Genomic DNA, 13301 nt, shown 5'->3' on the forward strand with positions numbered 1-13301 from the left:
GGGGCCCCGCAATCGGTCCTCATCGTGGAGAGGTAGGACCATGACCGAGGCTAGCAAGCACACCACCGCAGAAAACGTCGCAGCCTTGATGGAGCTGCAAGATCGCGTCCAGCCAGGCACGCGACTGCATGTCATCAACCATGACTACAGCGCGGACGGTGGGACGCGGGAGGTCACCCGGACGTACGTCACCCCGGATCAGACGTACCGCCACGAGGGCAGGACGCACGTCGTGCGCACGGGCGGGCCGACGTTCGAGAGTCGCGAGATCGGCGGAGCGCGCCGAGAGTTCCGGTACCAGTGGCCGCTGGAGGGGGACGACTTCCAGGTATCCGGCAACACGCTGCGGATCTTCAAGCCGTACCACGCTTACGCGGGCGATAGGGCGATCATCCTCACCATGACGTTCGAGTGTGGCGAGTGATCACGCCGAAGAACCGTCACACGCTCTCGGATGGCTTGACCATCTGTTTCCGGGCGGTCGACGGGATCATCGGGACGGCGTACCGAGAGGTACAGAGTCGCCCGCGCAAGGCGTCGTCGCTGCTGTGCATCGATGGGCACATGTACGGGGTCTTCGGCCCTCGCGGTGACCTGGTGCCCGTCCAGCACGCTGACTACGCGTATGCAGCAACGAACGCCGAAGGCGCCCGCAAGGCGCTGGCGTTCTTCATCGAGGCGGCGGAGAGCTGCATCAAGCACGCGGCCGAGCAAGGGGTTCCCGTCGAGGAGTGCTACGGCGGGAGTGAGTGATCACGGCGAAGCTCCGGAAGCTGCGCAACGGTCGCACGATGGTCGGCGCCGCCGCAGCCCGCGAAGTCGCCGACTGCCAGCTCGCCTGAGCCCCGGACGATCACTCGCGTCCGGGAGCGAGAGCGCATGGCCGCGCCCTATGCGCCTACGGCGGCACCGGGTCGCGTACCAGTGCCGCGCGCTGCGGCCCCAGACACCTTCTGCTGCTCGTCGCGTACAGGCACCGAGTAACAGCGAAACACACGAAGGGAGAAGGACATGACGGCTGACCACGAGCGTCTCAGGGCGGTCTCGGAAGGACCCGCCGACCTTGCCGCGCTCCTGCCGTACCTGGTGGAAACCTATCCGAGCAACGGCATCGTCCTCATCGCTGTCACCGGGCACTCCGGGCGGTTGGGGAAGGTGATGACGGCTCCCGTCCCCGAGGACCCCGGAGCCTGGCCCGCAGTCGCTGAGTGCGGACTGGAGGATCTTGTCCGGGCAGCCGGCCCCGAGCTGACCGGTGTCCTGGCCTGCCTGTGCCGGGAGCCGGGTGAGGGAGAGACCGGTGCCACGGTCACGTGCTTCCTGGCGCCGCTGCACACCGTCATCGAGGACGCCTGCACGCACCACGACCTGCCGCTGTTCGAATCACTGTGCCTCTCGGCGGGATGCTGGTGGTCCTACACCGGCTCGTACTCCGCCGCCGAGGAAGGGACGCCGTTGCGCGGTGAGGATCCGCCACCGGCAGTCGCCACCGCGGTGTACGCGGGCATTGCGCCCGCACCGCGCTCGGAGGACATAGCCGCCACCTTCACACCGGTCACCGGCGAGCGCGCCGCCGAGCAGCGCCGGGCCCTGGACGAGGCCCAAAGGGACCTGGCGACCCAGCTTGCCGCCGAGGGCCGCGAAGCCGTCTGGGAGGAGATCGAGCATCTGGTGGAGAACGCGCTGAAGGACTTCCAGCGCGGCGCAGAGGATCTCGACGCCGAAGTGGCGGCCCGGTTACTGATCGGCCTGCTGAACGTCGAGGTACGCGACCGGGGCTTCGAGCACTGCGAACCGGGCGAACTCGCCGCCTCTCAGCGGCTATGGCGCTGCCTCGCCCGGCGATGCGTACCTTCCTACGCCAGTTGCGCCGCCCCGGCGTTGACGCTGCTGGGCTGGACGGCGCTGTGCGCTGGCGACCGGTCCACCGCGCGCGTCGCCCTCGACCACGCGCTGGACGCGGACGCCGAGTACACCATGGCCCAGCTCCTGTCCTGCGCGCTGCGCAACCGGCTTCCCCTGGAGCCGCTGCGAGAGGTCGCACGCACGGAACGCGCCCGGCGGCGCGCCGAGCGCACCTGACCTGCCCGTTCACGCCTGCCCGTCCTGCGGGCCCGCACGGCCGCAGGACAGGCAGCCACCTCCGCAGTACCGCACGCCCGTACGCCCGCCCCGCCTTGCTCCCCTGGCCGGAGGCGGGCGTACGGGTCTGCGGCCCTACGGAAAACACCACCCGTTCCCGAAAGGAGATCACCGGAAATGGCCCACACCGAGCGTCTGAACGCGACACTGCAGCAGATCCGCACGCACCCCGAGACCTGGGACCAGCAGGTCTACCGCGATGGAAATGCCGGGTGCTTCGCTTTCCACGCAGCCCTGCTCGCAGGCGCGGAAATCAACGCCCCAGAAGACCCCGGGGACGACACTCTCCGCTGCAACGAGGCGGCCCGCGCCCACGGCTTCAGCAACGGCGAACGCATCACCATCGGGGACTTCGCCCAGTGCGCGCTGGAACTCACGCTGGACGAACGCTTGGAGCTGTTTCATCCACACCGCACGCTAACCGATCTCGAACGCATCGTGGCAGAAATCAGCGCCTAGGCACCCATCGGCCCGGACCACCTTAGCGGACCACCCTCGTCCCTTCGACGATCCAGGAAGATTTCCCCAAGATCGGTAAACGGGACGGTTCTGAGGCCGTATTGAAGTGGCCTCTTCTTCCTGCAGTGGAAGCGCCACTATGTGATCGAAGTCGAAGCGAACAGCACCTCGCCGGAAGTCCGATCCCCTTCGCCATCACGGCAACCGGCAGTGAGCGCGAGATCTGGGATGCTTCCGCACCAGACCGCAGCGCATCTGCGTCATGCAACAAGGGCGGTTACCTCACAGCGGCACAATCCGGTGTGGCGAAACCCGAGCCTCTTCGCCTCCGGCAGCGAGTTCGTCTGCATTCCACGCTGCCGGTCCGCTTCTGGCCTTCAGGAGCGGCATGCCGGTTCTCTCCCGGGCAGTTCCAGCCCGGGAGAGAACCCGGCCGACCCGCGCGCCGACGGGTCTGTGCCGTTCTCGCTGCATCGGCGACGGCCATGGAGTAGCGGCCCGCAGCACCGCACGCCCGTACGCCTGCCTCTCACTTCCCTCCCACCCAGGGGCGGGCGTACGGGTCTGCGGCCCTACGGGCCTCACCCCCACACCTACGAGAGGAGATACAAGCACATGCCCAATACAGCCCTGTTGAACGCGACTTTGGACCACATCTGCACACACCCCGACGACTGGGATCAGTGGGTCTACCGCGATGGCACCGCCGGGTGCTTCGCTTTCCATGCAGCCCTGCTCGCAGGCGCGGAGATCAAGGACCCGGAAGATTCGGGAAGCACCACGCTCCGCTGTAACGAGGCTGCCCGCGCCCTGGGATTCAGCGAGGGCGAGCGCATCACCATCGAGGGCTTCGCGCAGCGCGCGCTGGAACTCGACGGCAACGGCGTGCTGTTCGACCCTCACCACACGCTGGAGGACCTGGAGCGCATGGTGGCGGAACTGAGCCAGTAAGCCGTTCACAGCCGGGGTCGGCGAACGCGAGCGGCCCCGGCCCTCTTTTCTGCGGCGACTGCGTGGGGAATCGAGCGGTCTTCGACCTGTTGCCGCACGCCCGAGCTCACGGAAAGGAACAAGGTTAGTGCCATGGAGTGCGAGAGCCCGGAGTGTTCCGGTACTTGCTTCGAGATCATGTCGGCCGCATTTCTCACCATTGATCTGGGCGACGAGAGCGACGCGAATACGCTCACGATCGACGGTATCGGGGAGGAATATATATCGCTTGTCTGTGCCGAGTGCAAGGACCCCCAGCGGGACATCCGGCAGGACATCGCCAAAGCCTTCCAGCGGCTCCTGGTCCGGCACCACCGTGAACACGGCTACCTTCTGCCGTTGGGCGACGTGCACTTCGCCGACGGCACCGTGGTGTCCGGGACCGAAGACCCAGAATAGGACGCGCTCCCGCAACGGAACGCGCCCGCCCAGAACGTCCACAGGCGAGGGCTTCGCGTACACTCCCTGAATTCCTTGGGCCCTTCCCCCCCCCGGCACCTCTCCAAGAAGGACCGCGCTCGCCCTGCTGGCGGATTCCCTTAGTCCGGCCCCAGCCGCCGTGCACGTCCACAATCCGGAAAGGAGAAGCCCGTGACACACACCGGCCCCCTCCCAAAATTCCCCTTGGTCACCGCGAGCAATGTACTGAAATCGACGGCAGACGAACGGGGACTCTGCCATCTCCTCCTCGTACTCGAACGCATCGGTGAGGCAGGCGACTATGAGGCCGACGACGGATGGATACGCTTCGACACCGGCCATGCGCCCCTGCTCGCCGGAGAAATCATCTGCGACCTGCTGTCCTACCTGCACAGGACCGGCGGACTTCCCGCAATGCGCCGCGCCGTCGGCGAAGCCATCGACCAATTCGACCCCGGCCTCGACCTGCAAAGCGACGACCAGACCGACGAAACAGCCCGGGACACCGTCCGGCTCCTCCACGCCGCCAGCCTTGCCGCCATGACCGAAGAACTGACCGCTGCCCTCAAACAGGAAGCCATACAGCAGCAAGATCAGTCATGAATCGCCCACCCGCCGCCCCGCCCTCCTCCCTCCCGGCAGAGGTCAGCGGACCAAGAAGCCGCGTCGAAAGCCACGCGAGAGACGGCCCTTTCAGCGGATGAAGGAACAGGCCGCTATTAGGCGATTCATGCACCCCAAAAGAAGGAAGGTCATCGTGATATCCACTGACGTCAACGAAGGGTTCGCCACCGAACGTGCGGAGCAGCTGTCCGCCGCGCGCCGGTGGGAGGAAGATCTCCAAGCTCGCATCAACCAGGGAACGGTGGAACGGCTGCCTGATGGTCGCTACCGGGTCATGACCGGTTGGGACGCTGGGGAGATCCTCAGCGCCAGAGGGGTTCCGCAGCACGGCCTGGACACCACGCTCGGCTCCGCCGCGTTGTACTCGTCCGTCCCGGCATGGCACGGGCTGGGCAACATCATCCCCGGTGGCATCACCGACGTCGACAAGGTCCTGGACCTGGCGGGCATCGCCTATCAGGTCGAGCTGGTCCCCGCCCTCTACCGGTGGGACGGCGCGAACCGCACGCACCCCGGCCGCTTCCACACCGTGCGCACCGACACCGGCGCTGCGCTCGGCGTCGTCGGCAGGGGGTATGAGGTGATCCAGAACCGCGACGGGTTCGCGTTCCTGCAGGAGCTGGTCAACGACTCCCAGGTGATCTGGGAATCAGCTGGTGCCCTGCGCGAGGGTAAGAAGGTGTTCCTCTCGATGCGCCTGCCCGAGCGCGTGCGCGTCGATGCCGAGGGCATCAACGACGAGATCGTGCCGTTCCTCACGGCCGTCAACTCCCATGACGGATGGTCCCCGTTCACCGTCTGCGTCACTCCCTGGCGGCCGGTGTGCGCGAACACCGAACGGTTCGCCGTACGGGACGCCTACAGCCGCTGGACGATCCGGCACACCAAGTCGGCCCGGGACCGGGTGCGCGAAGCGCGCCGCACCCTGGGGCTGTCCGTTCGCTATTTCGACCACTGGGCGCAGGAGGAGACCGCGCTGGCCCGCACCGATCTGGCGATCGATGAGTTCCAGAACCTCATTTCCGAGCTGTGGCCCATCGAGGACGATGCCACGGCCCGCAGGAAGCGGAACGCCGACACTCGCCGTGAGAAGGTCACCGCCCTCTTCGAGAACGAGGCGCAGCGCACCGGACGCACCGCGTACGCGGGCGAGCGCGCGGTGACCGAGTACCTCGACCACTACGCATCGATCCGGCCCAGCGGCGCGCTGAAAGACAACACCCTCGGTGCGCGCGGCCAGCGGCTACTGGAGGGCACCGACGACGAGGTCAAGTCCACCGCGCACCGGCGCCTGATGGCGCTGCGCCAGCGCTGAGAGCCACCACTCCACGGCGGCGGCCAGACCCCCCTCGGGTTCCGGCCGCCGCCGTGCTCACCGCCGCCGTGCGCTCCCCCTCGCCGGGTTGCGCTGATGCGTCCTGAGCGCCCGGCTTCCTGACGTTCGCCCGCCACCGGAGGGAGGAGGAGGGGATGGTCCCCTGGAGCGCATCCGAGAAACAACGCGAGCAGTACGTCGACAACATCCTCACCGTGTGGCAGTGCGCCACGTCCGAGCAGGAGCAGCGGGGCCGCAGCTGGTACCGCATCGCGAACGAGCTGGCGCGCGTGATCACCGGTGGTGACGCACGAGCTGGCGCTGGCGTCCTCGCGGCGCTGTCCGCGAACAAATCGTGGCCGCAGACCTGCCGCCTGGCCCGCCAAGCATGCGAAACCGGGCTCACCTCCGGACACTTCGGGGACGCCCTGGCCAAAGCGACCGTGATCGCGGCCGGGACGGACCCGGCCAAGGTGCTGCCGATGGACCGCAAGACTGGGCACTTCTTCCGCTGCATCGCCGACCCCGGCGACACGGATGCCGTCGTAATCGACCGTCACGCCCACGACATCGCGGTCGGCGACATCTACGGACGTCGCGACAGAGGCCTCTCCGGCCAGCGATACGAACTGCTGGCCGCCGCCTACCGCGAGGCCGCGCAGCGGCTCGGGGAGCTGCCCAGCACGGTGCAGGCGGTCACCTGGGTCGTCCACACCGACCGCATCGCGGGCACCGGCACGCGCCCTCCGCGCACCTGAGCCCGCTGGCGCTACCGCCACGGCCTCGGCAAACCGCTTCTCGGGCCGCCCCGACTGGGGTGCAGCCATCCCCGCCTGCGTAGCTCAGGGGTTAAGAGCAGCGATCTTATAAATCGCATGTCGCAGGTTCGAATCCTGTCGCAGGCACTTTGTGATGTCGCAGGCACTTCTCTCCGCAGGGTTCCCGGGCAGAGAGAGGAAGACAGATTCCGTGTAGGGAAAGGCGGGCGCAGCACGAGGGCATCTCGGAGCTTCCCGTTGTCCTGCTCGACGAGCATCAAGAGTACGCGGTCCGCCTCTTCAGCGGCGCCAAAACTCCCGGCGCCGCGTGAGGAGACGGCCGGGCTCCATCGCCAGATGAGGACATGCTGCGACGCCTGCTGAATCTGCCCCACGACGGGTGGAGACATGCCGTGCACTTGCTCAGCGGCTCGTTCCCGCACGACGGGTTCGGCGCGGGCGGGCAGTGGTGGTATGTCGCCTACTTCACCGCCGACGGCTGCAGTGTGCCGGATGCGCGTCGCGTGCAGCTCGCCCTGAACGAGTCTCGTTGGACGGCGTAGCGGACCTGTTGGCCGGATATCACGGTAGCGATTCGCACGCCGGGAGTCGTCGGCCCCGCCGTCGCGCTGCCCGCGCGTATGAGGCCGAGTACGAGTTCCTGCTGTATCTGCGCAGCACCCAGTTCTGCCGGTGGGCGGCTGGAGTCAAGCCGTGCCGGCCATCGACCTCAACGTCGCTCCCAGGCTGGCAGCTGTCCACACCGCCGGGTCGATCCGCTTCCTGGTGGGCCGCAACATCTGCTGGCTCACCGACAAGCGGGACGCACAGATGTGATGCGGTCCCGAGTGCTCCTGCGGCAGTCAGTATCAATTCCGGGTCCATGAGGGGTTCTCGCGCCAGCGGCGTGGCATGATCACGGACGTCATCGACGAATGTGGTGGAGACGCGCACCGCGAGGCAACCAGAACAGCTGATGGTCAACGACCCCGGAGGGCGTTCGCCTCCACAATTGCGGGAGACTACCGGCAACGCCCTGGAGGTACGGTGCGCATCGATTTGAGCAACGCCATCGCAACGGTAGAGAACCTGCTCGATGAGCTGCGAGAAATGCATGACACGGAGGTCGACGAAGCGCCGACTCGTGCCAGCCGACGTCATCGTGTTCACACACGCTCGACCCTGCAGTACCTCTCTCATCTCAGTCAACGCGCGTCGGTAGAAGTCATGGACACCTACTACCGCTTCAAGCGTGAAGACGACTCCTCCAGGGGTGATCATGGGTGAACGACACCACTGAGTCCCTGCTGCGCGATGTCGCCGCCCGGCTGCAGAAGGCCATCCTGGCCCGGGACTGTCCGGCCGTGGTCGCCTTGTGCGGCCATCGCACCTTGATGATGTCCGACTACGACTATCTCCGGGATGAGGCCACCGCCCGCAGCTTCGAACACCGCGCCGCGGCCAAGGCCCGGGAGATCGAAGCCACCCGCTGGGTTCTTGCCGTACCGCAGGTGTGGCAGGAAGTCGAGGGCGGGGTGGCCGCCCGGGCGGTCTCCAACCATCCTCTACGCCCAGGCGAACAAGAGGTCATCACCTGGATGAGCTGCGATGCCGACGACGGTGTCGACTACGGCTATGTCCCCTACACCCGCCGCCCCAACCGGGAACCGGTCTTCGACGCGGTGAAGGTGTTTACCGAACCCGTCCGGCCTCGCCCGGAGATGCCCGGCTTCACGTTGCTGACCGCCCTGATGGACGTGGACGACGAGGGCTCCAGCAGCCCTAGCTGATCCGGCCACCAGCGCGCTGAAGCGCGCTTTGTGCCGCGAGCAGCACCTGATAGCCACGGTTGCCCCTCCACCACCTCTGCGGGCGGGAAACGCGGGTGCTGGAGGCCTACGAGAACCGTCGAGCCGCTTAGGCGCTACTGGCTCTGTGTACGAGAACGGGTCTGGCACACGTTCCGTGACCCGGGTTACGGAACGTCAACGTTCTGGGACTCGCTCGTGTTCGACGAATCGTCGACGTGGACGTCGAAGCAGTGATCGCCACTTTCGGTACGGTCGACGTCGTGGCCAGAGACCGGGCAGTTGGTGCGGCTTCTCCGGACTGCGGCCGCTCCTCGAACCGAGTGCACGATTCCTATCAGCGCAGACTGAGGGATCTACCGCTCGCTGAACAGAGTGTTGTGATCCATCTGACGGTCCGGTGTTTCCTTTGCTGTTCAGCGCGAAAGACCCCGGCACGGATGACGGTCAGCCTGTCCTTCGCCGGTGCCGAACGGCAGGTGCCCCAACTGCTCGACGAGATGAGCCGGGCCGACGACGCCGACTTCAACAGCCGGGCGGATCCGACTGGTTGGAGCATTCGGACCGGGCCGCCGGGCCGGTGCGTGAAACGCGCGTGGGACGATCGGGAAACCAACCACAAGGAGAGGGATTTCATGGGGGGCAAGGGTCAGCTGCATGTCAGTGCGGAACTGGCGGGGGTGTTAGAGCGGATCGACGCGCTCGGCGGGATGCTCGATGAACGGGCCGATGCCGCCGAGGAGTTGGGGAGGTTGCCGGAGGACACGGCGCGGGCGCTGCTGGACACCGGGATCGTACGGGCCGAACTGCCGCTGAGCCTGGGCGGATACGAGTTCGCGCCGCGGCAGCTGATCGAGACGGCGGAGCGTACGAGCTACCACGACGCATCCGCCGGGTGGACCCTCTTCGCGCTTCAGATGGTGACCGGGACCACCGCGGCGTACCTCGCCCGGGACGCGGCGGCCGAACTGTTCCCCGACGTGCCCAGCGGACGGTACGCGCTGCTGGCCGGGCACGGCACACGCCCCGGCCGTGCCGTCCCCGTGGAAGGCGGCTTCCAGGTCAGCGGCCAGTGGCAGTTCGCCTCCGGAATGGCGCACGCCACCCACATCCACAGCGCGATCCAGGTCGAGGGCACCGATGAGCTGCGGGTCCTCGCGATGCCGAAGTCTCAGGTGACCCTGGACGGCAACTGGGACGTGCTCGGGCTGCGCGCGACACACAGCATCGACTACCACTGCACCGACGTGTACGTACCGCACGAGTACACCTACCTCGCGACCACGGACACCCCGGTCAACGGCGGCGCCGTCTACCGCCTCGGCCTGGTCAACATGTCAGCGATCGGACACACGGGCTGGGCCCTCGGCGTCGGCCGGCGGCTCCTGGACGAGCTGAAGCGGGTCGCCGCGGCGCGCGCCGGTTCACGGGGTGCCGCGGTCGACACCTCCCAGTTCCACGCCGAGTACGCGATGGCGGAGGCCAGGTTCCGGGCGGCCCGGGCTTGGGTGTACGACATCTGGCAGGAGGTCGAACAGAGCCTGGACCAGGGTGAGTCGCCGAGCACGGAGCAGGACACGCTGATCCGTCTCGTCCTGAACCACACGACCTCGACCGTGTACGAGGTGGGCAGCGCCGTACACCGCTGGGCCGGTTCGGCGGCGATCCGCCGCGGCCCGGTCGACCGCTTCCTGCGCGACCTCGGGACGGGCGCGCAGCACATCACGTCGAGCCCGGTCGTGCTCCAGAACTGCGGCAGGTGGATGAGCGGTGCCCAGCCGGACGCCCGGTGGAGCTTCCTCGACCTGACCTGACCTGACCATCCGGGGACAGGCGACCGGGCGCCCGACCACCCGGCCCCACCAGAGATCCGGTCCCCGTCGCCGCCGTGCCGTCCATTCGAGCCGGACAGCCGCGCTCGTGACCACCGTTTCAATTGAACAACACTTCACCCTCTGCGACCGGTCCCAAGATCTGTGCCAGATCCCGTTCTCGTACACAAAGCCAGGCGCTACCTACTGCGCGCTTAAAACAGCAGCTCCGCACCGCCCGTTGAATGGCCGCTGCCCGAGCGCGCTGTGCGGCGGCACGTGACCTACAGGGCGATCTTCTCTCTCGCAGCGGGCTGGCATCGACGGCGATCGGCGGTCCGTCCCCGGCGCAGGCCGCTGACCCCCTCGGAGACACCTCCCTCGAAGACCGGCGCTCAAGCGCCGAGTGCTCCGACGGCAGTCCCGCCTGCTGCGGAGCGAACGGCTGCCGCGCTGGCGGTCCGGCCGGAACAGCGCCCGAACCCCCAGCGGCACCCATCGATGACGGCGAAGGGAGTGGTTCTGTGATGGCTCGTGACCAGACGCTGCTGAGCGGCTGCGTGCCCGCCTTCGCTCGGCACAACGGTTACCCGCCGCGCTGGGGATGGCCAGTGAAGGTGCATGCAGCGCTGCGCGAGGACACCCAGGCCTTCGCCCGTGCCAAGGCACCGGGCACGCTGGGGGTGGGCTCCTCGATAGTCGCTCCGATGCGGTTTTGGTCGCTCGCCTTCGGCCTCATCCGTCAGGACGAGCGCGCCTGCGGTGGGCCCCGGCCGGTCTGTGCCACCGGCCGCGGGCATTGGCTTCTGGAGGAGGAGGAGGGAGCCGATCCTTACCTGGAAGAGGCGGCCACCTTGTGGCTGCTCCACTGGTGGCTGCTGAGCGCGCAGCCGTGCCACGTGCCCACCTTCCGCTACCTCTTCGGCATCTGGGGCAGGTCGCGCTTCGCCCGAGCGGAGTTGCAGGCTGCCGTGCAGGACGCCGCGGTCGCCACCGGCTGGTCACGACCGGCTGATCGCCGCATCCAACGCGATATCACCGCGCTGGTCTCCATGTACGGCACTACCGGCCAGCCAGACCGGCCCAGCGCGCACGCGGTGGAAGAGTACGTGAGCAACCCCTTCCGCCAGCTCGGCCTTCTCGAACTCGCCGCCGCTGAGGCTCACTTCGGCGAACAGCCCCGGACGACGCGGCCCTCCGATAGGGACCTGCGGGTGAACCGTCACCGCGGCACTTCCTGCTGCCCACGCGCGATCCTCGCCTACGCCTGCTTGCAGTACGCCCAGCTTCAAGACGTGCGTGCCCCCGGCGCCATTGCCCTGGGCCGGTTGCACACCGACCCGGTCGGCCCCGGGCGGTTGCTGCTGGCCGACCGGCGCGCCCTGCGTACGGCCCTGGAACAGGTCGAAGTCGGGCCGACGGGCCGGGGCGTCCGGCTGGCCGCCTCGGGAGACGGCGAAGAGCTGTTGGCCTTCACCGAGCCGCCGGGAGACCTGGCCGACCGCCTCCTGGCCGCCCGCTACCGCCGCTTGGACGGACCCGCCAGTCAGCGCTGAACCACCGCGGAACTCCTCGTCACCTCCGCCACATCGGGCCGAGTCCGGTGCTTGCGCACGCCGGCCACCCTCGTGCACCTGCCCCGGGCCCTTCATCCCGGGTTCGGGCACTGACACGGCCGTTGGATGACGCGACACACACAGCTTCCGACGACCGCGCACAGCAGCCGCCCGACTCTCCTGTGCGGCGCGGTGCTGGGCACCTGACCCACTCGCAGAAAGGAGCGAACAGTTGAGCCGCACCGATGACTACTGGCCGACCATCGGGGGTGCCGTCATCGTGTATATCGACAGCATCGTCCACCAAGAAGACCGGCCAACCGCCAGGGCCGTGATCACGATGCTGCGCACCCGATACGGGTTCGTCAGCTTGCTGGACTTCGCTGCCGTGCTGGTGATGCTCACCGCCCAGCACTGCCCAGCCGTCCCCTTCCGTCGTCCAGACGGTCGCCCCGACGCCGTGGCTCTCACCCACTGTCGGCGAGAAGAAGCACGGCTCGTCCTGGACGGCCTGCAACCGATCAACCGCGACAGCGGCCAACCGGAAGTCGCGATCGACGACCTCACCCGGACCAACCGGCCACCTGCCCACGTCCGTCGCGCCCGCGTGCTGATCGATACCGCGTTGCAGGCTGCGCCACCCATGGGGGATGTCGTGGCGGCGCTCCGGCCGGCCGCTGACTCTCCCCGCGCGATGGTTGTCGTTACGGCACTGGCCACGATCGCCCTGCGCAAAGTCACCTCGCGGACGGGCGGAGCCCCAGGGTGAGAACTCCGCGCGTCCGCGCCCCGAAGGGCTGCCCACCCGGCTTCCTCGGGCAGCGCGCAACAACCAGCGAGGCGGCGGCGCTGGCGCCACCGTGCGCCTACCTCAGGCGACCTATCCATCTCGGTCGAGGCGGCGCCCCTTGTGCGCGGCGAACTTCTGCTCCAGGTCCCGGATGACCTTCACGTAATTGCGAGTCTCTGTATACGGCGGCACGCCGCCGTACTGGGTGACGCGGCCCGCGCCCGCGTTGTAGGCCGCCAGCATGTTCTGTGTCGGGTCGCCGGGCACGTCCTTGACGTAGCCCGCCAGCTCGCAGTCGTAGGAAGCGGCGGAGGGGATGGCGTCCTTGGGGTCCCAGACGTCCTTGTCGCCGTCACGGTCGCCGTCGATGCCATGGGTCGCCCAGGTGCCGGGGATGAACTGTGCGATGCCCTGCGCCTGCGCCGGGCTCTGGGCGTCCGGGCGGAAGCCGCTTTCCTGGTAGAGCTGGGCGGCCAACAGCGCGGGGCTGATCTGCGGGCACAGCTGCCCCCACGTGCGTACGAGATCCTGGTAGGCCGCCGGCACGGTGCCCTTGGCCAGCCCGGCCGGACGCGCACCTCCCGGCCCGCCGGACCCGCCGGGGCCTCCGCCGAGGACGATGGACAGG

At 68.0% G+C, this 13301-nt stretch carries 16 protein-coding genes, 1 tRNA gene and 1 pseudogene; 17 read left to right on the plus strand and 1 reads right to left on the minus strand.

Features of this window, described 5'->3' with window-relative positions; genetic code table 11:
* Positions 1 to 40 precede the first annotated feature (40 nt).
* The 17 genes from DVA86_RS27090 to DVA86_RS27165 all read left to right on the plus strand — a co-directional run bounded on the left by DVA86_RS27090 (position 41) and on the right by DVA86_RS27165 (position 12652).
* Complete coding sequence (locus tag DVA86_RS27090) at positions 41 to 424, plus strand: hypothetical protein (protein ID WP_208882198.1); 384 nt, start codon at positions 41 to 43, stop codon at positions 422 to 424.
* Positions 421 to 753: a hypothetical protein gene (locus DVA86_RS27095; RefSeq protein WP_208882200.1), complete on the plus strand. Its 333-nt coding sequence runs from the start codon at positions 421 to 423 to the stop codon at positions 751 to 753. Before DVA86_RS27090 ends, DVA86_RS27095 begins: the two co-directional genes overlap by 4 nt.
* A gap of 258 nt (positions 754 to 1011) precedes the next feature.
* Positions 1012 to 2082 carry a DUF4192 domain-containing protein gene (locus tag DVA86_RS27100; RefSeq protein WP_208882202.1) on the plus strand — a complete coding sequence of 357 codons (1071 nt, stop codon included), beginning with the start codon at positions 1012 to 1014 and terminating at the stop codon, positions 2080 to 2082.
* A gap of 177 nt (positions 2083 to 2259) precedes the next feature.
* Positions 2260 to 2601, plus strand: a complete 342-nt coding sequence (locus tag DVA86_RS27105) for a hypothetical protein (protein WP_208882204.1) — start codon at positions 2260 to 2262, stop codon at positions 2599 to 2601.
* Between the two features lie 615 nt (positions 2602 to 3216).
* Positions 3217 to 3552, plus strand: a complete 336-nt coding sequence (locus DVA86_RS27110; protein WP_208882206.1) for a hypothetical protein — start codon at positions 3217 to 3219, stop codon at positions 3550 to 3552.
* 132 nt (positions 3553 to 3684) lie between these two features.
* Positions 3685 to 3990: a hypothetical protein gene (locus DVA86_RS27115; protein ID WP_208882208.1), complete on the plus strand. Its 306-nt coding sequence runs from the start codon at positions 3685 to 3687 to the stop codon at positions 3988 to 3990.
* 192 nt (positions 3991 to 4182) lie between these two features.
* Complete coding sequence (locus DVA86_RS27120; RefSeq protein WP_208882210.1) at positions 4183 to 4614, plus strand: hypothetical protein; 432 nt, start codon at positions 4183 to 4185, stop codon at positions 4612 to 4614.
* A gap of 154 nt (positions 4615 to 4768) precedes the next feature.
* On the plus strand, positions 4769 to 5950 hold the full coding sequence (locus DVA86_RS27125) for a DUF932 domain-containing protein (RefSeq protein WP_208882212.1): 1182 nt from the start codon (positions 4769 to 4771) through the stop codon (positions 5948 to 5950).
* Between the two features lie 155 nt (positions 5951 to 6105).
* On the plus strand, positions 6106 to 6708 hold the full coding sequence (locus DVA86_RS35570) for a DUF7178 family protein (RefSeq protein ID WP_245997230.1): 603 nt from the start codon (positions 6106 to 6108) through the stop codon (positions 6706 to 6708).
* Between the two features lie 73 nt (positions 6709 to 6781).
* Positions 6782 to 6855 (plus strand) — tRNA-Ile (locus tag DVA86_RS27135).
* Between the two features lie 266 nt (positions 6856 to 7121).
* Positions 7122 to 7271 carry a hypothetical protein gene (locus DVA86_RS27140; RefSeq protein ID WP_208882214.1) on the plus strand — a complete coding sequence of 50 codons (150 nt, stop codon included), beginning with the start codon at positions 7122 to 7124 and terminating at the stop codon, positions 7269 to 7271.
* 151 nt (positions 7272 to 7422) lie between these two features.
* On the plus strand, positions 7423 to 7545 hold the full coding sequence (locus DVA86_RS35995; RefSeq protein WP_281279324.1) for a hypothetical protein: 123 nt from the start codon (positions 7423 to 7425) through the stop codon (positions 7543 to 7545).
* 210 nt (positions 7546 to 7755) lie between these two features.
* Positions 7756 to 7995, plus strand: a complete 240-nt coding sequence (locus DVA86_RS27145) for a hypothetical protein (protein WP_208882215.1) — start codon at positions 7756 to 7758, stop codon at positions 7993 to 7995.
* Positions 7992 to 8498, plus strand: a complete 507-nt coding sequence (locus DVA86_RS27150; protein ID WP_208882217.1) for a hypothetical protein — start codon at positions 7992 to 7994, stop codon at positions 8496 to 8498. Before DVA86_RS27145 ends, DVA86_RS27150 begins: the two co-directional genes overlap by 4 nt.
* Before the next feature lie 653 nt (positions 8499 to 9151).
* Positions 9152 to 10330, plus strand: coding sequence for an acyl-CoA dehydrogenase family protein (locus DVA86_RS27155; protein WP_208882219.1), 1179 nt, complete (start codon positions 9152 to 9154; stop codon positions 10328 to 10330).
* 524 nt (positions 10331 to 10854) lie between these two features.
* Positions 10855 to 11883 (plus strand): DUF4007 family protein, encoded by a 1029-nt coding sequence (locus DVA86_RS27160; protein WP_208882221.1) that lies wholly within the window; start codon positions 10855 to 10857, stop codon positions 11881 to 11883.
* 232 nt (positions 11884 to 12115) lie between these two features.
* Entirely contained in the window at positions 12116 to 12652 is a 537-nt protein-coding gene (locus DVA86_RS27165) for a hypothetical protein (protein ID WP_208882223.1), read from the plus strand.
* Positions 12653 to 12784: 132 nt separating this feature from the next.
* Here DVA86_RS27165 and DVA86_RS27170 read toward each other — a convergent pair.
* Positions 12785 to 13300: pseudogene (locus DVA86_RS27170) on the minus strand (lytic transglycosylase domain-containing protein); the annotation flags it as partial.
* Between the last annotated feature and the right edge of the window lies 1 nt (position 13301).

This window comes from Streptomyces armeniacus, assembly GCF_003355155.1.
In the GTDB taxonomy this organism is placed as follows: domain Bacteria; phylum Actinomycetota; class Actinomycetes; order Streptomycetales; family Streptomycetaceae; genus Streptomyces; species Streptomyces armeniacus.

What these genes read in the sequence shown, in the direction of transcription:
- DVA86_RS27115 (WP_208882208.1), top strand. Translation starts at nt 3,685, where the DNA reads ATGGAGTGCGAGAGCCCGGAGTGTTCCGGTACTTGCTTCGAGATCATG.
- DVA86_RS27100 (WP_208882202.1), top strand. Translation starts at nt 1,012, where the DNA reads ATGACGGCTGACCACGAGCGTCTCAGGGCGGTCTCGGAAGGACCCGCC.
- DVA86_RS27105 (WP_208882204.1), top strand. Translation starts at nt 2,260, where the DNA reads ATGGCCCACACCGAGCGTCTGAACGCGACACTGCAGCAGATCCGCACG.
- DVA86_RS27155 (WP_208882219.1), top strand. Translation starts at nt 9,152, where the DNA reads ATGGGGGGCAAGGGTCAGCTGCATGTCAGTGCGGAACTGGCGGGGGTG.
- DVA86_RS27160 (WP_208882221.1), top strand. Translation starts at nt 10,855, where the DNA reads ATGGCTCGTGACCAGACGCTGCTGAGCGGCTGCGTGCCCGCCTTCGCT.
- DVA86_RS27090 (WP_208882198.1), top strand. Translation starts at nt 41, where the DNA reads ATGACCGAGGCTAGCAAGCACACCACCGCAGAAAACGTCGCAGCCTTG.
- DVA86_RS27110 (WP_208882206.1), top strand. Translation starts at nt 3,217, where the DNA reads ATGCCCAATACAGCCCTGTTGAACGCGACTTTGGACCACATCTGCACA.
- DVA86_RS35570 (WP_245997230.1), top strand. Translation starts at nt 6,106, where the DNA reads ATGGTCCCCTGGAGCGCATCCGAGAAACAACGCGAGCAGTACGTCGAC.